We start from the raw sequence: 25,906 nt of genomic DNA on the forward strand, positions 1-25,906 counted from the left end.
CTTCCTCCTCAGGTTGGTCTTAGCCTACATGCTGATTATAATCGGTATAGACCAGAGTTGCAAGAACCAGCTAAGCGTTTTCGTGATCCCGTTGAACGGTCGCGTCGATACCCTTAACCACGGCGGTCATCAAGCCCGCCTCTTCCATCGCCAATAAACCGGCTACGGTACTGCCACCGGGTGAGGCTACCTGGTCGATCAGAGCGAACGGAATCTTGTCGCTCTTAAGGACCATCTGTGCCGAACCCAACGTGGCCTGGGCGGCAATCTGGGTCGCCTGTTGCTTGGATAGCCCATACTTCACTCCGGCCCGACTTAAGCTATCGATGAAGAAGTCGATGTACGCGGGGGAACTCCCGGCCAGGGCACTGAAGATACCGAATTGGTCTTCGTTCAACGTCGTAGTGCTTCCCAGTACATTGAAGACGTCCTCAGCAGTGGTCCGCGCGGCGCCCGTTAATTCAGCGTTAGCGGCCACGGCCGTCATCCCCGCGCCAATCTCGACGTTGACATTCGGAAGGGTCCGTAGAATCGGTTGTTGGTCCCCCACCAACGTGGCCATCTTAGTCAACGTTAGGCCCGCCACGATGGAGATCAAGGTCTTCTGGGGCGTTAGGACTGGCTTGATTTCCGTTAAGACGGTCGCCGCAACGTTGGGCGTCACTGCCAAGACCACCAAGTCACTGGCAGCTACCAGGTCGGCGTTACTGGTGACCGCCGTCAAGCCTAGCCGTTGCGCGTACGGCTGGTAGTGGGCCGCTTGGTGGCTATGCACCACGATATCAGCCGGCGCGAACGCCCGGGCCTTCAGCAGACCGCCAATGATGGCCTGAGCCATCCCGCCAACACCAATAAATCCAATCTTTGTCATCTTATTCGTCCTCCTTAGTGGCCGGTAGATGTTCCCGGAACCACTGATCAATTCGTTTTAACCGTTCAACACGCAAATGCGGCAGCCCCGACCGGGAGAGCTCGTGATTCGACTGGGGGAATAGGACCAGCTGGGTCTCGACCCCCGCTTCCTTCAACCCCACGAAGAATTCCTCTCCCTGCCCCGTCGGACACCGCAAGTCTTCCATGCCATGCATCACCAGGATGGGCGTGTGCGCTTGCTTAACGTACGCTAACGGGGAAAAACGCCAGAGTGCTTGGATATTGCGCATATCCTGCTTCAGCTCCCACGGGGTAAAGTAATACCCAATGTCACTGGTCCCGTAAAAGCTAATCCAGTTGGCAATCGACCGCTGAGTCACGGCCGCCGCGAACCGGTCGGTGTGGGTCTCGATCCAATTGGTCATGAAGCCGCCGTACGATCCGCCCGTCACACAGAGTTGGTGCGGATCAATCGTTGGGTCCAGGGCTAAGGCCGCATCGGTCCCACGCATCAGATCCGTAAAGTCGCCGTCACCGTAATGACCCAAAACCGCCGTCTCAAAGTCCTGGCCATAACTATTTCCGCCCCGCGGGTTAATGGCGATTACGCCATATCCCCGACCGGCCAAGTACTGCAGCTCATGATAGAACCCGTACCCGAAGTCGACCTGGGGGCCACCGTGGACGTACAAGACCGCTGGATGCTGTGGCTTACCCGCGACTGGCGCGAAGTACCAGCCTTCGATGGGCCAGTCCTGAGCGCCCTTAAAGGTAAAACGTTGTCCCGTTACCAACGTCCGTTGGGCCTCGTAGGTCGCGTTGGGATTGATCAACTCGCGTTCGGTCCCGGATGGTACATCGAGGACCTTTAGCCGACTGACGCTGGTCATGGTACTTTCCGTAAAGACGATGGTGTACTGATCAATCACCGCGAAGTCGGTAATAGCCCGGTCACCGGTCAATAGCGGCGTGACCCGGTCCGATTCAAGGTCCTGGGCCATTAGTTCTAACCGGCCGTGGGTGTTTTCCAACGTCACCACGGTCTGGTCATTCAGCCACGCAACGTAGCGTCCCGATAACCGTTGCTGACTGTCCATGGCCACCATGTTGCCCACTTCCACGTCACGGGGCGCGGTCAGGTCGCGAAGCTTAGGCTGTTGAACGTCCGTCACCCACGCATGGTACTGCGACACGTTGGGGACGTGGTTATCCTGGCCCCATAGCAGGACCCGGTGCCCATCGCTAGCCAATTGTCCCTGGCTAAACGAACCGGCAGTCAGTGCCGCCGTCAAGAGGTGATCCGGGCCACCCGTGAACGGGTGCCAATAGACCCCTGCGCTAAAGTCGTGTTCATCATGGGGCAACCGTTCGGCATCGTAGAGGAGCCCTTGGGTGGTCGCCGCCGTCACGGTAAAGTCCGTGGCCCGTTCAAGCACCACCGTCTGATCCCCCGTAGCCAACTGGTACCGAATCGCCTGATGGATCACGTGTTGGGGCAAGATTCCCCGACCATTTTGTTGATACCGCAGGCAATCGACCACCTGGACGGCCGGGCGCGCGGGGGTCGCGGGACTATCCTGTGGAATCCGATCAACTTGAAAGTAGACGTTCCGCCCGTCCGCAGACCACAGCAGGTGGTGCACGTCAGCATCGCCGTGGGTCACCTGGACGGCTGCCCCACCGGTCGTTGCCATCACAAAGAGCTGGGCGTGGTCGTGAATCACCCCGCTAAACGCTAACTGCTGACCATTCGGGCTCAACGTTAACTGGTGAACATCGACCCCCACGGGACTCCACCGTCGCCGGTCCTCGCCATCGCTTAAGCGGACACTGGCAATCATGGTCTGCCGCGCATTGGCCGACTGGTCTAGGCGTGTTTCCAAGTAGTAGACCCGCTGACCATCACTGACTGGTTGGGCCAACGGACGCATGGCGAACAGGTCTTCCGGTTCTACGACTGTCATGACAAATAACCCCCTATTTTTGGCTCACTCAACAAACTGGTCCAGAGCAATTGTTAAGTTGACTGTAGCGAAAATTAGCTGACTTGTCAATTTTCCGGTGCCCGGCTGACGGCCCAAACGACAAAAAAAAGACGATACCGTCAACCGGTATCGTCTATCCGAGGTGGTTCTCCTGATTGGGCTAGCTGGGTTCGAACCAGCGCATCACGGGATCAAAACCCGTTGCCTTACCACTTGGCTATAGCCCAATAAAAATGGAGGGGAGTGGATTCGAACCACCGAACCCGAAGGAGCGGATTTACAGTCCGCCGCGTTTAGCCAGACTTCGCTACCCCTCCAAAAAATGAATCGTCGTAACGAATCAACTTCACTATCATACAAAATTCTGCATAAACCGTCAAGCTTTTTCGGAAACTTTTTTAACTTAACGTCATAATTTTTAACCGGTGCCGCCATTCCGTCATGAAATCGGGGGCGTCCCACTCGTTGAGCCGCCGGTTATGGTAGCCCAGCGCCTGATTCAAGTACGTGACAGCCCCCAAGTGTTGGGGCCAAAAATGCCGGTGGAGGTGGCCAAAGAGCACGTACGGGACCTGATAGGTCGCCGCTAACTGTCCGAGTCGCGGGCTGCCCATCAAGGCGTTGGCCATGTTCCAGAACCGGTCGTCTGCGGTGTAGCGGATAAACTCCCGTCGCGGCACAAAGTGCGTCATCAAAAAGACCTGCTTGTTCGCTCGCCGAGCCTGGACTAGTTGTGCTTGAATCTGGATCAACACCCGGTCCATTCGCTCATCATCACTCATCGGCTGGGTGATCGTACTGTCGATCCAAAAGGCCCGCTTCCAGGCCAAAAAGTTGCGGCCGGACAAGTTATCCGCGTACTGATAATCGTACCAGCCGTTGTTGCCGATAATTCGCCAATTGGTTCCCGGAAGATCGTAGAATTGATGATGCAGGTACAACGGCGATAACGGCGTCTCTAAGGCCGCGTAACTCACATCGTGCAACATGTCATGGTTCCCGGCAATAAACCGCACCTGAGCCGGCGCTAAGAGCGTCTGGAGCTGCTGGACGATAGCCAACGACTGATTAAAGTGGTTGGTCAGGTCACCGGCAATCAGGTACAACGCCACGTTTTGGGCCTTTAGGTAGGCGGCTTGCTGGGGGAGTACCGTGGCGGGGTCCACCTGGTTAACATCAAAATGCAGATCACTGATTAACGCGACTCGCGCCATTTTCTCGCCTCCTTAAAACCAAAAAAAGTGCGCCACTAGTTTTACCTAGCGTAGCACTTTTGACGGATTATCGGGAATTATTTAATCCCCGCCATTAAATTCTTAATTGGTTTAACCAGCGCGAACATGATCAACCCGGCGACAATCGCCACGATGGCCACACCCATAAAGTACGCAACTTCATTTTCTGGCGTGTACAACTTAACGATTTGCGCGTTGACGGCTTGCCCGGCAGAATCGGCCAAGAACCACATACTCATCATTTGCGACTGGAAGGCCCGTGGCGCTAACTTCGTCGTCACGGAGAGCCCAATTGGTGAAATCAGCAATTCAGCGATTTCCACCACGGCCCAGCTACCGACCAACCATAATGGGCTGACCAGTGAATTGGTGCCGAATAAGACCACTGGAATCACCATGATCAAGTAGGAAGCCCCGGCAAACAACATCCCGGTAGCGAACTTCGCTGGTGAACTTGGTTGCTTCTTCCCCCACTTGTTCCACAGCATCGCAAAGATTGGCGTGTAGATCAAGATGAACAATGGGTTCAGTGATTGATACCAAGATGGCGAGATGTGCAGGCCTAAGAAGTTGTTGTTGGTCTGGTTCGCAGCGAACAAGGCTAACACTGACGAGCCTTGTTCTTCGATGGCCCAGAAGATGGCTGCGGCGATAAACAGGCCCAGGTAAGCCCAGACGTGCTTCCGTTCTTGTGCCGTAACTTTCTTACTGGTCAAGAAAATCACGAAGTAGACCACTGGCGTTGCCAACGCGATGATTGACAGCAAGACCACGAAGTTGTTCAGGTTCAAGGCGTGCAACAGGTACATCAGAACTAGGATTAAAGCGAAAGCTACCAAACCGACGATGACCCGGCCGCTTAGCTTCTTCATGTCACCTGGTTCCAACGGATCAGTTGGGTACAGGCTATCCTTGCTAAGGTACTTCTTACCCCCGACCCAGTATTGGATCAGACCCAAGAACATCCCGATTGCGGCTAAAGAGAAGCCCAGGTGGAAGTTGTAGTTCATTCCCAGCCAACCGACCAGTAATGGTGCCACTAACGACCCTAAGTTAATCCCGAACACGAAGATGGTGAACCCGGAGTCCCGCCGACTGTCTCCAGCAGCGTACAAGCTCCCAACCATTTCAGAAACGTTGGGCTTTAACAATCCAGTCCCTAAAACAATCAAGAGGATCGAGACGAACAGGGCCATTTTACCTGCGGGGAGGGATAAGGCGATGTGCCCGAACATAATCAGCACCCCACCAATGAAGACGGTCCGGCGACTTCCCCAGACCCGGTCACTTAAGTAGCCCCCGAGGACGGATGATAAGTAAACCATTGATCCGTAAATGGACATGATGGATGCGGCAGTTCCTTGATTGAATCCTAAACCACCCTTGGTTACTGAATAGTACATGTAGTAGATCAGGATGGCCCGCATTCCGTAGTAACTAAATCGTTCCCACATTTCGGTGAAGAACAGCGTGGACAATCCACGTGGTTGGCCAAAGAACGACTTGTCTTGGCTAACGTCCGACTTGTTATTCAAATTAATAATACCTCCATTGCATTTCCTAAAACGTTTTTTTATGCTCCGTAAGGCATAACGGTTAGACCCGATTATGCACGGTGTCTCATAAGCCTTTAATAAAACATAGTGATAATTATAAGACATGAAACGTTATTACGCAACGGTTTTCCTAATAAAAGCGCCATCAAAGAGCCCGCAACAGCGGTGTGACAATGAATAAAAAATTAGGTATCTCATGCAATCCTCTTATTTTTTATTCATTTATCATTCACAAAGTTTGAACTTATCATTTGCCGAACACAACCGGCCATTAATTGGTGTACTTTTCGCCCCCTCTCGCCTTAGCTGGAAAGATTTTGGGGGCCACCGGTCCATTCTGCTTAACACACCTTCTCTGGACCCCTAGCGGGCAACTAGGCCCGTTATGTTCCACTGACGATTGTTTGTGGCGGTGTCGGCTAGCCGTTAGCTACCTGGTGTTGGGAAATACCAGCAGCACCGCTGGTCACTTTCTTCCTATGATGTTAGCTAAATTTCTCCGCAAGGCCACGCCCACTGTCTTCTTATAATCCTGGCTTGAAGACGATTACCCCCAGTGGATAAAAAAACTGACGAAATCCGTGTCCCTTGCAGCACACAGTTTCGTCAGTTTTCTTTTCAGGACTAGCGTTGCGCGCTAGGTCCCAAAATTAAGGTTAAACTTTCGGCAGATTGATGACGTCGCTGATTTCCCCGTCGGTAGCCTGGCCACCGGTAATCAGCGACGTCCATAAAGCATTAAGAGAGGGCGACTCTAAGCGACCACTGGGGTTGCGGCAAGTTGATGCATTGCAAACTTAACCAGGGCTTCGCTGTTCAGCCAACCATAAATATCATTCGGAATAACCGCCGTTTGAACGGCTCCCTGCTGGTCCAGGTCCGTTGCTGCCTGGTAGGCAGCTTGCGGCGTGTACAGTACAAGCGCTTGTTGACTTAACAGTTCAGGCGTCAAGTCAGCCAGGCCCACCGCCGTAAACTTCAAGTTGGCGTGCCGGGTTTCTGCGACCCGCTTGGCTTCTCCTAAAAACAACCGACTGGTAATCCCCCGTCCCGAAACTAGCAATACATTCTTCATGATCTGGCATCTCCCTTTGATATCTTTCAATATATTAAGAATATCACTAAGCATTGTAGACCACAACCCCTATTCATAAAAATCAATATTTATATTCGTGGTATGATTTGCGGTATATCAGGGTTTTTCAGACTAGACCAATTATCACTCCGTGTCTATACCAATTTTAAAGAAGTTGATCTGCGTACACCTAAATTTTTGCACAAAAAAAGTTCAAACCAAATGGTTTGAACTTCATCAGATGCCGGCTGAGGAATTCGAATCCCCGCCCCTCGGTTTACGATACCGATGCTCTACCAGCTGAGCTAAGCCGGCATACTTGCTGTAAATCCAGCATAACTCCGGCAGGCGGGCTCGAACCGTCGACAACCTGATTAACAGTCAGGTGCTCTACCAACTGAGCTATGCCGGAATAATCGCGTGGCAACGTCCTATCCTCGCAGGGGGCGATCCCCCAACTACTTTTGGCGTGCTGAAGCTTAACTTCTGTGTTCGGCATGGGAACAGGTGTATCCTTCAGGCTATCGCCACCACACTATAAGAGAACTTATTCTCTCAAAACTAGCTACTACCAATTATCTTCTTGAGAACACCATTACTTGGTTAAGTCCTCGACCGATTAGTACTGGTCCGCTCCACACCTCACGGTGCTGCTACTTCCAGCCTATCTACCTGATCATCTCTCAGGGGTCTTACTTCCATATAGGAATGGGAAATCTCATCTCGAGGCGAGTTTCACACTTAGATGCTTTCAGCGTTTATCTCATCCATACATAGCTACCCAGCGATGCGCCTGGCGGCACAACTGGTACACCAGCGGTATGTCCATCCCGGTCCTCTCGTACTAAGGACAGCTCCTCTCAAATTTCCTACGCCCGCGACGGATAGGGACCGAACTGTCTCACGACGTTCTGAACCCAGCTCGCGTACCGCTTTAATGGGCGAACAGCCCAACCCTTGGGACCGACTACAGCCCCAGGATGCGATGAGCCGACATCGAGGTGCCAAACCTCCCCGTCGATGTGGACTCTTGGGGGAGATAAGCCTGTTATCCCCAGGGTAGCTTTTATCCGTTGAGCGATGGCCCTTCCATACGGTACCACCGGATCACTAAGCCCGACTTTCGTCCCTGCTCGACCTGTCTGTCTCGCAGTCAAGCTCTCTTCTGCCTTTACACTCGACGAATGATTTCCAACCATTCTGAGAGAACCTTTGGGCGCCTCCGTTACTTTTTAGGAGGCGACCGCCCCAGTCAAACTGCCCACCTGACACTGTCTCCCACCACGATAAGTGGTGCGGGTTAGAGTGTTCACACAGCGAGGGTCGTATCCCACCAGCGCCTCCATCGAAACTAGCGTTCCGATATCTACGGCTCCGACCTATCCTGTACAAGCTGTGTCAACACCCAATATCAAGCTACAGTAAAGCTCCATGGGGTCTTTCCGTCCTGTCGCGGGTAACCTGCATCTTCACAGGTACTATAATTTCACCGAGTCTCTTGTTGAGACAGTGCCCAGATCGTTACGCCTTTCGTGCGGGTCGGAACTTACCCGACAAGGAATTTCGCTACCTTAGGACCGTTATAGTTACGGCCGCCGTTTACTGGGGCTTCATTTCTGGGCTTCGCCGAAGCTAACTCATCCACTTAACCTTCCAGCACCGGGCAGGCGTCAGCCCCTATACGTCATCTTACGATTTTGCAGAAACCTGTGTTTTTGATAAACAGTCGCCTGGGCCTTTTCACTGCGGCTACACTTGCGTGTAGCACCCCTTCTCCCGAAGTTACGGGGTCATTTTGCCGAGTTCCTTAACAAGAGTTCACTCGCTCACCTTAGGATACTCTCCTCGACTACCTGTGTCGGTTTGCGGTACGGGTAATTAATGTCTAACTAGAAGCTTTTCTCGGCAGTGTGACGTGGAGCACTTCCCTACTAAAATTCGGTCCCCGTCACGCCTTGTCCTTAGTGATAAGCATTTGACTCATCACCAGACTTGACGCTTGGACGCACATTTCCAATCGTGCGCATGCTTTAGCCTCCTGCGTCCCTCCATCGTTCAAACAACATTAACTAGTACAGGAATATCAACCTGTTATCCATCGCCTACGCCTCTCGGCCTCGGCTTAGGTCCCGACTAACCCTGGGAGGACGAGCCTTCCCCAGGAAACCTTAGTCATTCGGTGGATCAGATTCTCACTGATCTTTCGCTACTCATACCGGCATTCTCACTTCTAAGCGCTCCACTAGTCCTTGCGGTCTAACTTCGTCGCCCTTAGAACGCTCTCCTATCACGCAACATAGTTGCGTCCACAATTTCGGTAATGTGCTTAGCCCCGGTATATTTTCGGCGCAGAGTCACTCGGCTAGTGAGCTATTACGCACTCTTTAAATGGTGGCTGCTTCTGAGCCAACATCCTAGCTGTCTATGCAATTCCACATCCTTTTCCACTTAGCACATATTTAGGGACCTTAATTGGTGGTCTGGGCTGTTCCCCTTTCGACGGTGGATCTTATCACTCATCGTCTGACTCCCGGATATAAATCTGTGGCATTCGGAGTTTATCTGAATTCAGTAACCCATGACGGGCCCCTAGTCCAAACAGTGGCTCTACCTCCACGATTCTTGACTCCGAGGCTAACCCTAAAGCTATTTCGGAGAGAACCAGCTATCTCCAAGTTCGTTTGGAATTTCACCGCTATCCACACCTCATCCCAGCATTTTTCAACATACACGGGTTCGGCCCTCCAGTGCGTTTTACCGCACCTTCAGCCTGGACATGGATAGGTCACCTGGTTTCGGGTCTACGTCAATTTACTGAAACGCCCGTTTCAGACTCGCTTTCGCTGCGGCTCCGGTCTTTACACCTTAACCTTGCAAATTAACGTAACTCGCCGGTTCATTCTACAAAAGGCACGCTATCACCCATTAACGGGCTCTAACTAATTGTAGGCACATGGTTTCAGGAACTATTTCACTCCCCTTCCGGGGTGCTTTTCACCTTTCCCTCACGGTACTGGTTCACTATCGGTCACTAGGGAGTATTTAGCCTTGGGAGATGGTCCTCCCGGATTCCGACCAGGTTTCACGTGTCTGGCCGTACTCAGGATTCTGAACTGAGGGTCAACGATTTCATCTACGGGGGTATCACCCTCTCTGCCGTGCCTTCCCAGACACTTCGATTATCATTGACTTTGGTAACTCAAATGTTCAGTCCTACAACCCCAATGTGCAAGCACATTGGTTTGGGCTGTTCCCCGTTCGCTCGCCGCTACTTAGGGAATCGAATTTTCTTTCTCTTCCTGTGGGTACTTAGATGTTTCAGTTCCCCACGTCTGCCACAACTTGAGTATGTATTCGTCAAGTTGTAATCATCGGTAAAGATGATTGGGTTTCCCCATTCGGAAATCTCCGGATCAAAGCTTACGTACAGCTCCCCGAAGCATATCGGTGTTAGTCCCGTCCTTCATCGGCTCCTAGTACCAAGGCATTCACCATGCGCCCTTCATAACTTAACCTATTTATCACGACGTGATAAACGATTAATCGAGTATTAGCGATTTAAACTAATTAAAAAACTCAAAATAAACGCGGTGTTCTCGGTTTAATTATCTTAATAATTAAAGGAAAATAATTGATAGTATCTAGTTTTCAAAGAACAAATTCTATGATGCTTTCGCATCAATGGAGAATAACGGAATCGAACCGTTGACCCCCTGCTTGCAAAGCAGGTGCTCTCCCATCTGAGCTAATTCCCCATATCGACCTTACGGTCAATGGGCATAAATGGACTCGAACCATCGACCTCACGCTTATCAGGCGTGCGCTCTAAACCAGCTGAGCTATACGCCCAAAAAAGCACATAAGGCTTTGAGGGTAGACCCCTCAAAACTGACCATTGTTTCAACAAAGTATGTGTAGCCTCCGTATATTCCTTAGAAAGGAGGTGATCCAGCCGCAGGTTCTCCTACGGCTACCTTGTTACGACTTCACCCTAATCATCTGTCCCACCTTAGACGGCTGGCTCCAAAAGGTTACCTCACCGGCTTTGGGTGTTACAAACTCTCATGGTGTGACGGGCGGTGTGTACAAGGCCCGGGAACGTATTCACCGCGGCATGCTGATCCGCGATTACTAGCGATTCCAACTTCATGTAGGCGAGTTGCAGCCTGCAATCCGAACTGAGAACGGCTTTAAGAGATTAGCTTAGCCTCGCGACTTTGCGACTCGTTGTACCGTCCATTGTAGCACGTGTGTAGCCCAGGTCATAAGGGGCATGATGATTTGACGTCATCCCCACCTTCCTCCGGTTTGTCACCGGCAGTCTCACCAGAGTGCCCAACTGAATGCTGGCAACTGATAATAAGGGTTGCGCTCGTTGCGGGACTTAACCCAACATCTCACGACACGAGCTGACGACAACCATGCACCACCTGTCATTCTGTCCCCGAAGGGAACGTCTTATCTCTAAGATTGGCAGAAGATGTCAAGACCTGGTAAGGTTCTTCGCGTAGCTTCGAATTAAACCACATGCTCCACCGCTTGTGCGGGCCCCCGTCAATTCCTTTGAGTTTCAACCTTGCGGTCGTACTCCCCAGGCGGAGTGCTTAATGCGTTAGCTGCGGCACTGAAGGGCGGAAACCCTCCAACACCTAGCACTCATCGTTTACGGCATGGACTACCAGGGTATCTAATCCTGTTCGCTACCCATGCTTTCGAGCCTCAGCGTCAGTTGCAGACTAGACAGCCGCCTTCGCCACTGGTGTTCTTCCATATATCTACGCATTCCACCGCTACACATGGAGTTCCACTGTCCTCTTCTGCACTCAAGTTCCCCAGTTTCCGATGCACTTCTTCGGTTAAGCCGAAGGCTTTCACATCAGACTTAAGAAACCGCCTGCGCTCGCTTTACGCCCAATAAATCCGGACAACGCTTGCCACCTACGTATTACCGCGGCTGCTGGCACGTAGTTAGCCGTGGCTTTCTGGTTGAATACCGTCACGATGTCAACAGTTACTCTGACACCCGTTCTTCTTCAACAACAGAGTTTTACGAGCCGAAACCCTTCTTCACTCACGCGGCATTGCTCCATCAGACTTGCGTCCATTGTGGAAGATTCCCTACTGCTGCCTCCCGTAGGAGTCTGGGCCGTGTCTCAGTCCCAATGTGGCCGATTACCCTCTCAGGTCGGCTACGCATCATCGCCTTGGTGAGCCGTTACCCCACCAACAAGCTAATGCGCCGCGGAACCATCCAGAAGTGATAGCCGAAGCCACCTTTCAAACAAAAACCATGCGGTTTTTGTTGTTATACGGTATTAGCACCTGTTTCCAAGTGTTATCCCCTGCTTCTGGGCAGGTTTTCCACGTGTTACTCACCAGTTCGCCACTCGTTCCAATGTTGAAATCAGTGCAAGCACGTCAATCAACGGGAACTCGTTCGACTTGCATGTATTAGGCATGCCGCCAGCGTTCGTCCTGAGCCAGGATCAAACTCTCATCTTAAAGATGATAAGCTCGAATAGCTCATCGATTGTTGTTACATTTTTAAAGCGAATTGACTTCGCAAATATTGCTTCGGGTTTGAATCTAAAATTCAAACCGCCCTACACATATTCGGTTTGTCGAAACAATGTTCAGTTTTCAAAGGTCTACCAAGTTATCAGAAGCAATTGCTCCGTGACAACTTTTAAAGTATATCATGTCGGTTAAAACCTGTCAACAACTTTTTAAATTTAATTTTGAATGTTTATTCAAAATCCTGTTTATCAAGTTTGCCGCCAAAGTTATCTCGACAACATAAATCATTGTATCAGTTGACGTTTGCAGCGTCAAGCACAAATTTCAAATTTGTATGAACATTCAGAAACTTGTTATTTATGCAATTGGCTGTCCTCGCGACAACAAATAATATCTTATCAATCATTCTCTAACGGGTCAAGCCTTTTTTCAGTTAAATCCTCAATTTATCAAAAAAGGACCGTCAGCCGCAGCTTGGGTCCTTCTGATCCTATTCCTATTCTAAACTATCGATACCGCCGAACCGGGGCCCGCTGCGCACGAGCCGACAACTTAGCCAAAAAGTCATCCAGTAGCGTCTGCATTGTGGTCTCATCCGTCGCATCCGTCAAGGCGACCTTGGTACGGGCTGCGTGAGGGATACCCTTGAGGTAATAAGCAACCTGATTCCGGAAATCCATCGGCCCTTCCTGCGGTCCCTTAGCCACACATAATTCGTGCAGATGGGTCTTCGCCCAGCCGATCTTCTGCTCAGGCGTTGCTTCCGGCAACAGGTCCCCCGTTGCCAAGTACTGATTGATCCGCTTCAGCAACCATGGATTTCCCATAACCGCACGGCCAATCATCACCCCATCGGCGCCGACCTCCGTTAACATCCGTTTCGCGTCTTCAGGGGTCCGCACATCCCCGTTACCCATAAAGGGAATCGTCAGGTGCGCGGCCACCCGTGATAAGAGGTTCCAGTCGGCCTTCCCCTGGTACATCTGCTTCCGGGTCCGTCCGTGCATAGCCACCGCACTCGCACCACCCGCTTCAGCCGCTAAAGCGTTCTCCACGGCGTACAAATGCCGGTCGTCCCAGCCAGTTCGCATCTTGACCGTTACCGGCTTATGTACAGCGGCCACCACGGCAGCCACCATATCGTGGACTTTATCCGGATCCAAAAGCCACTTGGCACCGGCTTCCGTATTGACGACCTTGTTCACGGGACACCCCATATTGATATCGATAATGTCCGCTGGCGTCTGTTGGTCCACAAACTGGGCCGCTTGAACTAAAGTTTCTTGGGTGCCACCGAAAATCTGGATACTCATCGGGTGTTCTCGTGGATTGACCGCCATCATGGCTAACGTCCGCTGGTTCTGGTAGTGAATCCCCTGGCCAGAGATCATCTCACACTCAACCAGACCCGCGCCAAACTCCTTACAGATGACACGAAAGGCAACGTTCGTCACCCCAGCCATAGGCGCGACCACGACTCGGTTGGGAATCGTGACTTGACCAATCTTCCAGGGAGTATTCAAGTGTTCTTGAGTCATCGGGCTACTTCTCCTGGGCCTGGGTCATGATCTGCCGTAGGTCGTCTTCTGAGAATTGATACTTCTCCCCGCAGAAGTGACACACGGCTTCGGCCCCGTGATCCTGTTCAATCATTTCCTTAATGGCATCTTTCGAAACCGAGGCCAAGGCCTTGGCAAACCGGTCCTTCGAGCAGTCACACTTGAACGCCACTGGCATCTTCTGCAAGATCTGAACGTCTTCATCCGTAAACAACAGCTTAAGAATGTCTTCCGGTGTCTGCCCAGCCAACAGGAGTTCTGAAACCATCGGCATCGACTTCAACCGTTGTTCCAAGCGAGAAATGGCTTCGTCCGAAGCTCCCGGCATGACCTGAATCATGAAGCCCCCCGCAACCTTGACCGTATTATCGGGCTCTACGAAGACGGAGACTCCGACCGCACTCGGAATCTGTTCGGACTTTGCCAGATAATAGGTAAAGTCCTCTCCCAATTCGCCGGAAACTAACGGAACTTGCCCCGTGTAGGGCTGACCAAGGCCTTGGTCCTTAGTCACCGTCAGCATGCCAGCCGTCCCGACAGCCTTCTTCACATCCAGCTTATGCTTGGTGTTCAAAGGCAAGCTGGTGTGCGGGTATTGGAGGTACCCCTTAACGGTCCCGTCCGCGTTACCATCCGCCATAATGGCGCCAACCGGTCCGTGCCCGTTGACCTTAACCGTCAGCTTTTCCTTCCCCTTAAGTAACGAGGTCGACAACAGGAGGGTCCCAATTAAGGTCCGCCCTAAAGCTGCTGTGGCCGTACTCCAGGTATCGTGCCGGCGTTGGGCTTCCGCCACCGTATCCGTGGCATCGACCACGTAGGCCCGAAACATCCCATGATCAATCAAACTCTTGACTAAATAATCTGCCATCTTATCTAACTTCCCTTCAATATCATTCCGTTAAATTCCGTGAGCGCCTTATGCGTTCCGCTTCTACCATGCCTAACCTTACCAGAAACCTTTCAAATTGCAAACAACAAAGGGACCGGAAGATAACTTCCAGTCCCTTGGCATTGCTGCTTATTCTTCAGAATGGTCATGTGGCTCAGCCGTAGACTGTGAATTCTCTGCATCGTGATCAGCACTCTGATCAGATACACTGGTTTCATCAGTCTCGCTGTTCGACGCACTTGAATCGGCCGACGTCGAGGCCAGCTTAGCTTCCGTAGAAGCATGGCGAGCCGCTTCACGGCGTTCCAATTCACGCTTAGACTCTTCAAACGTGGCAGCTTTTTCACTTGGAAATTCATTGTTATCGTTAGTTTCCGGCATCTTCCCCGTATTAAACAAACTGAGAATCTGCTTTTCATCCAACGTTTCGTACTTCAGCAGGGCTTCCGCAATAATCTTGTGTTCCGCCTTATGCTCTTCCAAAATCTTCCGTGCCGTATCATGCGCTTCATTAATGATGCGCCGAACTTCACTGTCGATTAAGTTGGACGTGTGTTCAGAGTAGGCAGGTTGGTTGTAGTAACCGGCACCAGCGAATGGTTGGCCACCAGAACTCTCCAACGCCACCGTTCCGACCGCGTCGCTCATCCCGTACTGGGTAACCATGGCCCGCGCAATCTGCGTGGCTTGCTCAAAGTCATTGGAGGCTCCGGAGGATTCAGAATGGAAAATCAATTCTTCGGCCGTCCGACCACCCATTAACCCGGCAATCTGTTCCATGGCATCCTTCTTGGACATCAGCATCTGGTCTTCCCGTGGCAACATGATGGCGTATCCGCCGGCACGTCCACGAGGGACGATGGTTACCTTGTGAACCACCCGTGCGTCGTTCAGAACTAACCCCACAATGGTGTGCCCAGCTTCGTGGTACGCCACCGTCTTGCGTTCTTCCGGACTCACGACCCGGTCCTTCTTGGCTGGCCCCGCAATGACCCGGTCTTCCGCTTCGTCTAAGTCGGAAGCATCGACCTGCGTCTTATTCCGCCGGGCTGCCAATAAGGCCGCTTCGTTCAACAGGTTTTCCAAGTCAGCCCCGACAAAACCAGGGGTCTGCTTGGCAATTTCCTTCAGATCAACATCGTTAGCCAACGGCTTGTTCTTGGCGTGAACCTTCAAAATCGCTTCACGACCCTTAACGTCCGGACGACCCACTAAGATCTTCCGGTCAAACCGTCCTGGCCGTAACAGCGCTGGGTCCAAAACATCGGAACGGTTCGTCGCGGCCATGACAATGACCCCTTCACTTCCCGTGAACCCGTCCATTTCAACCAGTAATTGGTTCAAGGTTTGTTCCCGTTCATCGTGGCCACCGCCCATGCCGGCACCCCGTTGACGACCAACCGCATCAATTTCATCAATAAAGATGATGGATGGTGCGGCCTTCTTGGCCTGCTCAAACAGATCCCGGACACGGCTGGCCCCGACACCAACGAACATTTCCACGAAGTCTGAACCAGAGATCGAGAAGAAAGGAACGCCAGCTTCACCGGCAACCGCCTTCGCTAACAACGTTTTACCAGTACCAGGAGGACCCTCTAGTAAGACCCCAGACGGGATCCGGGCACCTAATGATACAAATTTACGTGGATTCTTCAAGAACTCGACCACTTCGACCAGTTCCTGCTTTTCCTCTTCCTCACCAGCAACGTCTGAGAACCGTATTTTGTTCTCTTTGCTGTCCGCTGGCTTGGCTTTGCTCTTCCCAAAGTTCATGACTCGGCCATTGCCGCCGCCTTGGCCGGCTTGACCCATCATCATGTAGAAGAAGAAGAAGAAAATCACGAGTGGTGCGACGTAAACCAAGAGGTTAATCCAGAACCCGCTTGACTCTTCCGCTTTAGTGTTCATTTTGACATTGTGCTGCTTAGCGGTCTTGTCAATCTCAGAAACCGTCGAGTTATTAGTCAAGACTTGCGTCGTAAAGCCAGTCACAGCGGTGCTTTGACTGCCACCTAGACTGAACCCGGTGTTCGTGGTCCGCTTTTGCGCGTTCCGGTACTCACCGGTAATCTTGTAAACGCCCCCCGAAGGTTGAATGGAGAAGTTCTTAATCTTATTCGCATTCAGATCTTTGACGAACTGACTCGATTGGATTTCTTGGGATTGTGAGCTGGTGTTGTTCCCGTTGAACAGGTAAACCACACCGATGATCAACAAGAAGATCACAATGTAAAACAGGCTATTGCGGAATAGTCCGTTTCGTCGATTATTCATGTCGTGCCTCCTTACCTCACAGTTCCCAACCTGACACACAGATAGGAACGAAAATTAGAGCTTATGCCCTTTAACTAAATTAGATGTTATCACAATTGACTATCGTTGACTAATTATTTATCCGAATAGACTTCCGGCTTCAAAACCCCGACGTAAGGCAGGTTCCGATATTTCTCTTCGTAGTCCAGCCCATAGCCCACCACGAATTCGCTAGGGACGTTAAACCCAACGTAATCCGCCTTGGCTTCAACCACGCGGCCACTAGGCTTGTCCATCAACGTGCAGACCTTAATGGACTTCGCCTTCCGGTCGCGTAACAGGTCCTCAAGGTACTTCAGCGTCCGCCCGGTATCGATAATGTCTTCAACTAACAAAACATCACGCCCCGCAACGTCCGTATCCAGATCCTTCAGCAAGGTAATTGTTCCGGAAGAGGAAGTCCCCCCATGGTAACTGGAGATATCAATAAAGTCGATTTCAGCATAGATATCCATGTCCCGGATCACGTCGGTCATGAACAGGATGGCCCCTTTCAGGACACAAATGATCAATGGCGTCTTATCACGATAATCCTCCGTCAGTTGTGACCCCAGTCGTTTGCAGACCGCGGCGATGTCTTCTTCGCTGTATAGGACCTTTTCAATATCGTTGTTCATCTTTTTCCCCTTTCACCGATTCCGGTTGGTATCCAATATGATAAGTTGTTGTCTGTTGCCGGTGCGGCCAGACCGCCCATTTCACACCCAGCGCCGCCAGGACCTCGCCCTGAGCGGTTACCAGGACTGGAACTTGCGTCCGTTGCGTCTGCGGCACCTTCGCGTTAATCAGCGCTCGCCGTACCGATTGATGATGTCCGTCCGCCAACCGCAACCGGTCCGTTGTTCGCCACGGCCGAACCATCAAGGGCAATTGACTTGCGCTCAAGCTAAGGGTTCGGTGGGGCGAATCGTGATTGGGGGCTGACTGAAAGACGCCAAGCAGATAGCCGTTACCGACCGTCTGCCATTGGTTCAATACTACCATAAAACTAATTTGTTCCGGTGGATTTTTCACGAATTTTTGCGGTTGCCAGAACAGAAACATCCGGTAACGCTTTTCTAGAATCCATCCGTTACTAAAAACGATTTGCCCCGTGGGGCGCTGAACGTGCCGCAAGAGTTTAAGGGCTTGGTCTAAATGACTAGGGGCCGTCGACAGCTGGGGCGCCGTCTGCTTGATCAAGCGGCCCAACAACAGCCGTTGTTCAGCTAACGGTCGCTCTAAGAGTGGCGCGACTTGTCCCGTGACCGGGTGGCGATTCGTGATGATGGTCGCCAACGTCTGATCCAAAGAGCGATCCGCCACGGCCAAGACCGCGGCTAGTTGAGCGCCGTAGTCCTGTAAGTGGGCGACCACCTGGGGGTTCTCTGCCGTCAGTACCGGCAGTACCCGATGCCGGATGCGGTTCCGGCTCGCTGTCAGGTCCTGATTGGTCGCATCTTCGTACCACGGCACCTGGTGCTGCTGCGCGTATTGGCGGAGCTGCGCCTTGGTGAAGGGCAGTAACGGGTGTCGGACCTCCCCGGTACCCAACGGCCGACTCGCCGCCATCCCGGTTAGCTGGGCAAGGTTGCCGCCCCGCAGAAGTTTGAGGAGAATGGTCTCGGCCTGCTCGTCAGCTTGGTGGGCCGTTGCGACCCAGGTGGCCGCTTGCGTCGTCAGGGCGGTCGCAAAGAACCGGTAGCGAAAAGCCCGGGCGGCCGCTTCGATCCCCGTTTGTGGATGCTGGGCAACGGGCCAATGGCGGACTAGCACCGGCAAGCCCCGATCCGCACACCATTGCCGGAGGAACGCCTCCTCCGTTCGACTCTGGTCCCGTAACTCGTGGTTCACGTGGACCACCGTCAACGGCCCCCGTTCAGCGGCCGGCAAGGTTCGCAACAGGGCTAGGAGCACCATTGAATCCACCCCGGTCGAGACCGCGACTAATCCCGGTTGGGGGTGGTGGTCCCACCCCTGGGCGTGCCAATTCTGTCGAAATGCCGTTTCTAGAGACACCGGCCATCCCCCCTTTAGGTAAATAAAAAGGGCCGCAACTCGTGCGGTCCCTTTCTGATTTCAGTATCCGTACAGGAGACTAGCTCCGCCGACCGCCACGGCCGCCACGCTTGCCTTCCGTATTCCGCTTGATCGTCGTAAGACGCTCTTCGCTTTGCTTCAAGAAGCCGGACATCATGTCGTCAAAGTTCTCCTTGTGGTTCGAGTGATGACTTGCGAAACGTCCGTTCGCTGAAGAATGGTGTGACCGCGGACCGTTATTCTCAAAACGCCGGCCGCCATGCCCGTGGTCCCCGCCATTATTATGGAAGTTTCCCCGGTGGTCATTGCCGCCCCGGTGGTCGCCGTGTTCACGCCGATCGCCAGTGTGGGGCCGATGACTGTGCTCAGAAGCCGGATGATCCGTCGCCTTTCGAATCGACAACCCAATCTTACCGTCATTTCCAACGGTCAATACCTTGACCGTTACCTCGTCCCCAACGGATAACACGTCGTGAATGTCCTTCACGTACCCGTCAGAGATTTCACTAATGTGGACCAACCCGGTCTTGTGGTCACCTAAATCAACAAATGCGCCAAAGTTCGTAATTCCAGAGACCTTTCCGGAAACTTTAGCTCCAACCTCGATTGCCATAAACAAGAAGTTCCTCCTTAAAATAAGTGCTTTCAGTATAACACAATTTCTCCCAATGCCACACGCCAAAACTTGAAAAGACTTGTCCCAAGTTCGCCCCTGCATCGCGACCGAATCAGTTTGGGGACGTTCGGGAACGTTCTGGGTCAATTCTAACCCCTTGCCGCCCATAAAAAAAGCCCGCGACTCCCTAGGGAATCCCGAGCTCACGTCTACTTCGCCGTGACATCATTTGCGTGATCTCCCGGTAAACTATAGATGGTTTCATTAGACTTCGAATAATAGTACTTCGACCGAATCAACTGACCCAAATAGTCTTGGTCATTCAGCTGCTTCACCTGGGCCTTCAAATCGGCATTGGTGTGCTTGGCCTTGGCTAACTGCCGCTGACTGGTCACGACCTGCTGATCGACCTTATGGCGACTCGCGTTGGTTCGTACCAACTGGACCCCCAGGATTAAGATGAAGAAGGCAAAGCACGCGATGATCCGCAACGCCCGTTTGGCCCGTCGCCGACTCATCCAGTTACGCCGGTGCTTGGCCGCGGCATGTTGCCGGTCCAGCAATCGCGTGTAATCGTTTTCTAAGCGTTCAACTTTTGCCGTATGCGGTTGTTTGGTTGCCATGTTCTCCACCCCACTAGAGTTGACCAGATTTATTAACTTGAGTATAGCAAGTTCCCGTTGGCCCGTCTAGCGCGTTCAGCAGAATGTAAACCATTCGTTACAATTATTCGTTTGCGGATTGCCGAAAGTCTTGGGCGTATTCCTCTTTTACGATGGTGTACATCCGTTCGGCGTCTTCCTTCTTGGTGGTCTCCAACAACTCGTTAACTTTGACGGTTAACGTTTTATTCCCAAACTTAATCACTAATTCGTCGTTCGTGGCGACGTTGCTGGACGACTTAGCCACCTTATCGTTGATCAGGATTCGTCCCTTATCCGCGATTTCCTTAGCGACCGACCGCCGTTTGATGATTCGTGAAACTTTTAAGAATTTATCTAAACGCATCTTATTTACCTCCGTGTAACCGTAATTTTTGCCAAAAACGTAAGAGTCGATCCGCGTGCGGCAACGTTAGCCATTCACGAACCGTCAATAACCGACTCCCCAAAGCCGTTGTCAGGAACAGGATCACACCCACCGGAATCGTCAGCATCACTATCCCACCGGCGGCGCCTCGTCCCACCATCAAGCCGGGCCACCAGGCCGCAAGCCCGTGCAACAGGAGTTGTAAACCAACCACCATCAAGGCGACACAGCCCAATAGCTTGCCTAGAAACGGAAGGGTCCAGATACCTGAACGCAAGCCCACCGGTGACCCGTACCAGATCACGCCAGCCATGACCAGTAGGCTACCGACCGTGACCCAGCTCGCACCCAGACCACCCCAGTGCAGCACTGCCCAGTGGTTAACTAGCCCCTTGACGACCAGTCCACTGCCCAAGGCCACCACCGTCAAGCGGTACTGGTCTTGGCTTTGCAGGACACTATTATAAGTTTGAATCAACGTCGCCAATACGATGCTCAACATGTACACGGCTAACATCGTTGTTCCCTGCTGATTTCCAAACAATAAGTGATTGATCCAGGGCATCAAAGTCATGAGTCCCGCCGCTGCGGCCGACGCAATCACTAGGGCAATCCGCATCATGGTGGTGGTCAGGCGTTTGAACTCCCGTTGCCGCCCCCGCTGCTGGGCGGCCGTTAATGCCGGCAGCAACGAGGTCGCAAAGGCCACCGCCACCACTAGACCCAACTGAACCAATGGCTGGCCGCGGTCGTAGACCCCCTTGAGATCCTTCGCCGCTAGGTCACTCAGCCCCCCAGCGACCAACCCGTTCTTCACGGTAAAGGAGTCGATGAGTTGTAACAGGACCATCATTGCCGTTAAGAGGCACAGCGTCCCGCCCTCAACCAACAGTCGCCGACCGATGCGTGGGACCCGAGCCACCCGGGGTTCCCGCGGTCGGCGCCACCGCGGCAAGACCAGCCACGCTGCGACCGCCGCTAAGGCCCCGCTACTCATGGCCCAGGTGCCCATCCGGTAGACCGACCACTGCTGAACTGTGGCCCAGCTGGCCACCAGTAGAATCACGGCGACCCGGACAATCTGTTCGACCACCTGTGACCGGGCCGTCGGCAACATCTCAAAGCGTCCCTGGTGGTAACCGCGTGTTACGGACAGGTCAGGCATCAACAGGAACATCCAGGCCACCGTTCGGATCAGCGGCGTCAACTGGCCATCCCCCATCCCCCGGGCAATCCAGGGGGCGCCGACCGTCAAACCCACAAATAGGCTGCCGGCCAACCCCCAGGTCCACCGGTAGACTTGCCGCGCAACTTGTTGCTGAGTGGGCAGGTCAGGCGCATCCGCCACCAACTGAGAAATGAACACCGGTAACCCGCTTAACGCGAAGGTCATCCCAATCCCGTAAAGCGGATAGACCTGCTGGTACACGTAAAAACCGGTGTTGCCCACCAGGTTCTGGAACGGAACCCGGTAGACGGCGCTCAGTAGTTTAGCGATAAACGCCGCGAGCGATAGGATCAACGCTCCCCGTAACGTGGTCTTCGCGTTGTGGTGTTCCATGGGTTCCCCCTCCTTCAAGTCTGATTAAGCCAATAAGTCCTTAGCTTAGCACAGGACGGGGCCCCAGCTTTTAATTTCTATGATTCTTAAGAAACTCTTGTCTGGTCTCCCAGGCACTAATCCGCCTGATCCGCGGCCTGTTCTGCTTGCGGAGCCGTGGTCTGCACCACGATATCCCGCAAGGCCGTCATGAAGTGGTAAACCTGGGGCAACCAATCATCCACCTGCATATTCGGTTGAATGACCAGCTTAATGTGTAGCCGATCCCCGTTGACCGTCACGGTCGCTTTAAGCTTCGTGGCCGCCAAGGCTTTGAAGACGTCTTCGCCGCCCAGGATGTCGGTGCCCTTCTTGGAGACCGTCACGAAGACGTCCCCGTTGACCCGCCGAATCTTATCGACTAAGGCCAAGTCCGCCGCCAACTTCAACTGGCCAATGGTCAAGAGTTGCCCCACCGGCTTCGGGTATTCCCCGAACCGGTCGATCAGGTCCGCTTGAATCTCGGAGACCTCGTCGTCGCTTTCCAGCTGGCGAATGCGCTTGTACATCTCGATCTTCTGTTGCTCATCTTCAATGTAATCGCTAGGAAGGTAAGCTTCCACACCCAACTCGACCGTGGTATCGGTCTTGGGTTGGACCTGCTTGCCCCGCTTCTTGGCCACTGCATCGCTGAGCATCTGGGTGTAGAGGTCATACCCCACGGAATTAATGAACCCGTGTTGTTGCTTTCCCAACAGGTTCCCCGCACCCCGAATAGACAGGTCCCGCATGGCAATCTTGAAGCCCGAACCCAGTTCCGTAAAGTCCTTGATGGCTTCCAACCGCTTCTCACTGACTTCCGTCAACACCTTATTGGGCTGATAGGTAAAGTAAGCGTAAGCCACCCGGTTGCTCCGCCCGATGCGTCCCCGCAACTGGTAGAGTTGCGAGAGGCCCATTCGGTCGGCATTTTCAACAAACAGGGTGTTGGCATTCGGAATATCGATTCCCGTTTCAATAATCGTCGTGGTCACCAGCACGTCGTACTCGCCCCGCAGGAAGTCGAAGAGGACCCCTTCGAGTTGCGTTTCCGTCATCTGACCATGGATGTAGCCAATCTGCGCTTCGGGGACCAGCGCCTGCAACTGACTCACGGTCTTCTCGATGTCGTCGACTCGATTATGCAGGTAGAAGACCTGGCCACCCCGTTGCATCTCGCGCCGGATGCCGTCTTGAATCGCCCCGGCATTCTGTTCCATCACGTAGGTCTGAATCGGGAAACGGTTAGCTGGCGGCGTTTCGATGACCGACAAGTCCCGCACACCCAGCATGGACATATGCAGGGTCCGCGGAATCGGCGTCGCAGTCAACGTCAGTACATCCACGTTGGCCTTCAGTTGCTTCAGGCGTTCCTTATGCTTAACACCGAACCGTTGCTCTTCATCGACTAGGACCAGGCCTAAGTTTTTGAACTTCACGTCCTTCGACAATAGGCGGTGCGTCCCGACCACGATATCCAACTGACCACTCTCCAGGTCCTTAATGGACTGGTGGATCTGCTTGGTGGTTCGGAAGCGGGAGAACATCTCAATATTGACCGGATAGCCTTCGAAACGGTTGACCATGGTGTCATAGTGTTGTTGCGCTAGGATCGTGGTGGGCACCAGAAAGGCAACCTGCTTACCCGCTTCAACGGCCTTAAACGCCGCCCGCAACGCCACTTCGGTCTTACCGTACCCCACGTCACCGACTAACAAGCGGTCCATCGGCCGGGGCTTTTCCATATCGTGCTTAACTTCGTTGATCGATCGCAGCTGATCCGGCGTCTCGGGATAGGGGAAACTGTTGTCAAAGTCAGTCTGGAGACTATCGTCAACGGGAAAGGCGTACCCCTTCTCCGCCGCCCGCTTCGCATACAGGTCGACCAGCTCGTCGGCGATGTCTTCAATCTTGGCCGCGACTTTCTTCTTGGTCTTGGCCCACTCGGAGCCCCCCAGCTTGTTGATCCGCGGCTTCTTATCTTCCGAGGAGACGTACTTTTGAATCAGATTCAATTGGGTGACCGGGATAAATAACTGCGCGTTATCCTGGTAGTCGATGGTCATGTAGTCCTGGTGGACCCCATCGACCGTCAGCGTCTGCATCCCGATGAACTTCCCAATCCCGTGGTTCACGTGGACCACGTAATCACCGGGCTTGAGGTCCGTGTAACTCTTCAACCGCTCGGCATTGGCCATGCTTTGTCGCCGTGGGCGCTTCTTGGTCACCTTCTGGAACATCTCGGCTTCCGTGATGACCACCAGGTTCGCTTCTGGTAATTCAAAACCAGTCTGCAACCGTTCAGGAACTAACTGGGTCACTCCCGGTTGGAGGTTCTCCCGCTTAGTCAAGACGGCCTGGATTTCAAAGTCGTCGAGCGTTTTTTCCGTCTTCTCCAGCCGCTCTTCGTCTTGAACCAGCAAGACCACGGCCTGCTTTTGCTTATGCCAGCGGTCGATTTCCGTCTTCATCACCGGCAACTGGCTGAAGAACTGCTGCATCGCCCGCGTCGTGACGTTGGTCACCGCCACGAACCGCAAACTGCCCATCCCCTTCTGGAACAAAGAGAGCATGATCTGCGCGTGGGGGTCATCTCTAACGATGGGGCGTAACTCACCACCGAACGTCTGATGGGCGAAGATCTGGTGGTGGGCCAATTTATCCGTGGCCCAGTTCGCTTCGTCTTCTAACAGCTGCCGTTCGCCGTCTTGCAACCGGGCGTAATCGCCAAACATCGCGATACCGTCTTGAGGCAGGTAATCGAGAATCTGGTGATGGTCCGGGAAAAGGTAGTCCGCAAACTCCATCAGTTGCGGATCGACCGACCCTTTGCGCAAGCCATCAATCAAGGGTTGAATCTGTCCGGTCAACGTCCCGGCATCCTTAGGCGCCAACGTCGCCGTCTGCGTCTTTAATTCAGCAGTCAACGCATCCGCCCCCGCCTGCCGTTCAGCGGCGTTCAGGATGAAATCCGTGGCGGGCAAGACTTCGACCGACTCAATGTTTTCAATACTCCGCTGGGTCGCCGGGTCAAAGTACCGCAGGGAATCAACTTCGGTATCGAAGAAGTCCAAACGCACGGGATAATCCGCTGCGAGCGGGTAAATGTCCACGATGGACCCGCGAACGGCAAAATCCCCGGGGCCTGCGACCAGCTTTTGATGGGTGTACCCCATCGCAAACAGGCGTTTTTGCAGATCCTCGAGGTCGTAATCGCCGCCTACCTTCACGGTAAAGCGGGCTTGGGCAAAATTATCGGGGGCGGGTAAGAACCGCCGTAAGCCCGATAGTGCGGTCACCACCACCACGGGCCGGTCGCTTTGAAGCGCCCGGAGCGCGTTGATGCGATCCGCCCGGTATTCGGGAGAACTGGTCGCCACTTCCGCAGCTAGCAGCTCCTCGACCGGAAATTCAAAGAGTTCGTCTTCAGTTAAAAGGTTCGCCAAGTCATCGACCAGTTGACCTGCGTGGTAGAGGGTGTCCGTCACGTAGATCAACGAGTGTTGCCGGTCGTGCAAGAGGCTCGCAATCAAGAGTGTTTCGGCCGAACCGTTAAGCCCGGTGACCAATTGCCGTTGCCCCGGAGCCGTCGACTGACGAATCGTTGTGTATTGCGGTGTTTGGGTTAAAAATCCTTCTAAATTCAAACGATAACTTC

14 protein-coding genes, 6 tRNA genes, 3 rRNA genes and 1 pseudogene are annotated in these 25,906 nt (G+C 53.1%); all 24 read right to left on the reverse strand.

The annotated features are described in order from the left end of the window. Positions 1 to 70 precede the first annotated feature (70 nt). Positions 71 to 871 carry a pyrroline-5-carboxylate reductase gene (proC, locus tag RIN67_RS10345; RefSeq protein ID WP_265000308.1) on the reverse strand — a complete coding sequence of 267 codons (801 nt, stop codon included), beginning with the start codon at positions 869 to 871 and terminating at the stop codon, positions 71 to 73. 1 nt (position 872) lies between these two features. Next, complete coding sequence (locus RIN67_RS10350) at positions 873 to 2,837, reverse strand: S9 family peptidase (protein WP_265000309.1); 1,965 nt, start codon at positions 2,835 to 2,837, stop codon at positions 873 to 875. Between the two features lie 176 nt (positions 2,838 to 3,013). Next, a tRNA-Gln gene (locus RIN67_RS10355) sits at positions 3,014 to 3,085 on the reverse strand. A 7-nt stretch (positions 3,086 to 3,092) separates the two neighbouring features. After that, positions 3,093 to 3,175, reverse strand: a tRNA-Tyr gene (locus tag RIN67_RS10360). 81 nt (positions 3,176 to 3,256) lie between these two features. After that, positions 3,257 to 4,072, reverse strand: a complete 816-nt coding sequence (locus tag RIN67_RS10365) for a metallophosphoesterase (protein WP_265000310.1) — start codon at positions 4,070 to 4,072, stop codon at positions 3,257 to 3,259. Positions 4,073 to 4,149: 77 nt separating this feature from the next. Beyond that, on the reverse strand, positions 4,150 to 5,628 hold the full coding sequence (locus RIN67_RS10370; protein ID WP_390894171.1) for a peptide MFS transporter: 1,479 nt from the start codon (positions 5,626 to 5,628) through the stop codon (positions 4,150 to 4,152). A gap of 775 nt (positions 5,629 to 6,403) precedes the next feature. Next, on the reverse strand, positions 6,404 to 6,724 hold the full coding sequence (locus RIN67_RS10375) for a PTS sugar transporter subunit IIB (protein WP_024747567.1): 321 nt from the start codon (positions 6,722 to 6,724) through the stop codon (positions 6,404 to 6,406). 242 nt (positions 6,725 to 6,966) lie between these two features. Continuing rightward, positions 6,967 to 7,039: transfer RNA gene (locus RIN67_RS10380), tRNA-Thr, on the reverse strand. 24 nt (positions 7,040 to 7,063) lie between these two features. Continuing rightward, positions 7,064 to 7,136, reverse strand: a tRNA-Asn gene (locus tag RIN67_RS10385). Positions 7,137 to 7,142: 6 nt separating this feature from the next. Further along, a 5S ribosomal RNA gene (gene rrf / locus RIN67_RS10390) occupies positions 7,143 to 7,259 on the reverse strand. 64 nt (positions 7,260 to 7,323) lie between these two features. Beyond that, a 23S ribosomal RNA gene (locus RIN67_RS10395) occupies positions 7,324 to 10,239 on the reverse strand. Positions 10,240 to 10,406: 167 nt separating this feature from the next. Beyond that, positions 10,407 to 10,479 (reverse strand) — tRNA-Ala (locus tag RIN67_RS10400). 19 nt (positions 10,480 to 10,498) lie between these two features. Beyond that, positions 10,499 to 10,573 (reverse strand) — tRNA-Ile (locus tag RIN67_RS10405). 87 nt (positions 10,574 to 10,660) lie between these two features. Beyond that, positions 10,661 to 12,226 (reverse strand): 16S ribosomal RNA (locus tag RIN67_RS10410). Together the 16S, 23S and 5S rRNA genes with 4 tRNA genes alongside form the textbook arrangement of a ribosomal RNA operon. A gap of 521 nt (positions 12,227 to 12,747) precedes the next feature. Then, positions 12,748 to 13,779, reverse strand: coding sequence for a tRNA dihydrouridine synthase DusB (gene dusB / locus RIN67_RS10415; RefSeq protein WP_264999943.1), 1,032 nt, complete (start codon positions 13,777 to 13,779; stop codon positions 12,748 to 12,750). A gap of 4 nt (positions 13,780 to 13,783) precedes the next feature. Then, positions 13,784 to 14,671, reverse strand: coding sequence for an Hsp33 family molecular chaperone HslO (gene hslO, locus RIN67_RS10420; RefSeq protein ID WP_264999944.1), 888 nt, complete (start codon positions 14,669 to 14,671; stop codon positions 13,784 to 13,786). A gap of 299 nt (positions 14,672 to 14,970) precedes the next feature. Then, positions 14,971 to 16,966: pseudogene (ftsH, locus tag RIN67_RS10425) on the reverse strand (ATP-dependent zinc metalloprotease FtsH); the annotation flags it as partial. Between the two features lie 113 nt (positions 16,967 to 17,079). Continuing rightward, the gene (hpt, locus tag RIN67_RS10430) at positions 17,080 to 17,622 is read right to left on the reverse strand and encodes a hypoxanthine phosphoribosyltransferase (protein ID WP_024747899.1); all 543 of its coding nucleotides are present in this window, start codon (positions 17,620 to 17,622) and stop codon (positions 17,080 to 17,082) included. Continuing rightward, on the reverse strand, positions 17,606 to 19,003 hold the full coding sequence (gene tilS, locus RIN67_RS10435) for a tRNA lysidine(34) synthetase TilS (RefSeq protein WP_264999946.1): 1,398 nt from the start codon (positions 19,001 to 19,003) through the stop codon (positions 17,606 to 17,608). The genes hpt and tilS overlap by 17 nt, the downstream gene beginning before the upstream one ends. Before the next feature lie 79 nt (positions 19,004 to 19,082). Further along, positions 19,083 to 19,637, reverse strand: coding sequence for a S1 domain-containing RNA-binding protein (locus tag RIN67_RS10440; RefSeq protein WP_024747901.1), 555 nt, complete (start codon positions 19,635 to 19,637; stop codon positions 19,083 to 19,085). Between the two features lie 212 nt (positions 19,638 to 19,849). After that, on the reverse strand, positions 19,850 to 20,263 hold the full coding sequence (locus RIN67_RS10445) for an FtsB family cell division protein (protein WP_024747902.1): 414 nt from the start codon (positions 20,261 to 20,263) through the stop codon (positions 19,850 to 19,852). A gap of 103 nt (positions 20,264 to 20,366) precedes the next feature. Continuing rightward, positions 20,367 to 20,648, reverse strand: a complete 282-nt coding sequence (locus RIN67_RS10450) for an RNA-binding S4 domain-containing protein (protein WP_024747903.1) — start codon at positions 20,646 to 20,648, stop codon at positions 20,367 to 20,369. 1 nt (position 20,649) lies between these two features. Further along, entirely contained in the window at positions 20,650 to 22,230 is a 1,581-nt protein-coding gene (locus tag RIN67_RS10455) for a polysaccharide biosynthesis protein (RefSeq protein WP_264999947.1), read from the reverse strand. 116 nt (positions 22,231 to 22,346) lie between these two features. Beyond that, positions 22,347 to 25,895, reverse strand: coding sequence for a transcription-repair coupling factor (gene mfd, locus RIN67_RS10460; RefSeq protein WP_313825881.1), 3,549 nt, complete (start codon positions 25,893 to 25,895; stop codon positions 22,347 to 22,349). Positions 25,896 to 25,906 lie beyond the last annotated feature (11 nt).

Source organism: Levilactobacillus namurensis (genome assembly GCF_032197885.1).
GTDB lineage: Bacteria > Bacillota > Bacilli > Lactobacillales > Lactobacillaceae > Levilactobacillus > Levilactobacillus namurensis_A.

What these genes read in the sequence shown, in the direction of transcription:
- RIN67_RS10445 (WP_024747902.1), bottom strand. Translation starts at nt 20,263, where the DNA reads ATGGCAACCAAACAACCGCATACGGCAAAAGTTGAACGCTTAGAAAAC.
- RIN67_RS10450 (WP_024747903.1), bottom strand. Translation starts at nt 20,648, where the DNA reads ATGCGTTTAGATAAATTCTTAAAAGTTTCACGAATCATCAAACGGCGG.
- RIN67_RS10350 (WP_265000309.1), bottom strand. Translation starts at nt 2,837, where the DNA reads ATGACAGTCGTAGAACCGGAAGACCTGTTCGCCATGCGTCCGTTGGCC.
- proC (WP_265000308.1), bottom strand. Translation starts at nt 871, where the DNA reads ATGACAAAGATTGGATTTATTGGTGTTGGCGGGATGGCTCAGGCCATC.
- RIN67_RS10365 (WP_265000310.1), bottom strand. Translation starts at nt 4,072, where the DNA reads ATGGCGCGAGTCGCGTTAATCAGTGATCTGCATTTTGATGTTAACCAG.
- hpt (WP_024747899.1), bottom strand. Translation starts at nt 17,622, where the DNA reads ATGAACAACGATATTGAAAAGGTCCTATACAGCGAAGAAGACATCGCC.
- RIN67_RS10375 (WP_024747567.1), bottom strand. Translation starts at nt 6,724, where the DNA reads ATGAAGAATGTATTGCTAGTTTCGGGACGGGGGATTACCAGTCGGTTG.
- RIN67_RS10440 (WP_024747901.1), bottom strand. Translation starts at nt 19,637, where the DNA reads ATGGCAATCGAGGTTGGAGCTAAAGTTTCCGGAAAGGTCTCTGGAATT.
- hslO (WP_264999944.1), bottom strand. Translation starts at nt 14,671, where the DNA reads ATGGCAGATTATTTAGTCAAGAGTTTGATTGATCATGGGATGTTTCGG.
- dusB (WP_264999943.1), bottom strand. Translation starts at nt 13,779, where the DNA reads ATGACTCAAGAACACTTGAATACTCCCTGGAAGATTGGTCAAGTCACG.
- RIN67_RS10455 (WP_264999947.1), bottom strand. Translation starts at nt 22,230, where the DNA reads ATGGAACACCACAACGCGAAGACCACGTTACGGGGAGCGTTGATCCTA.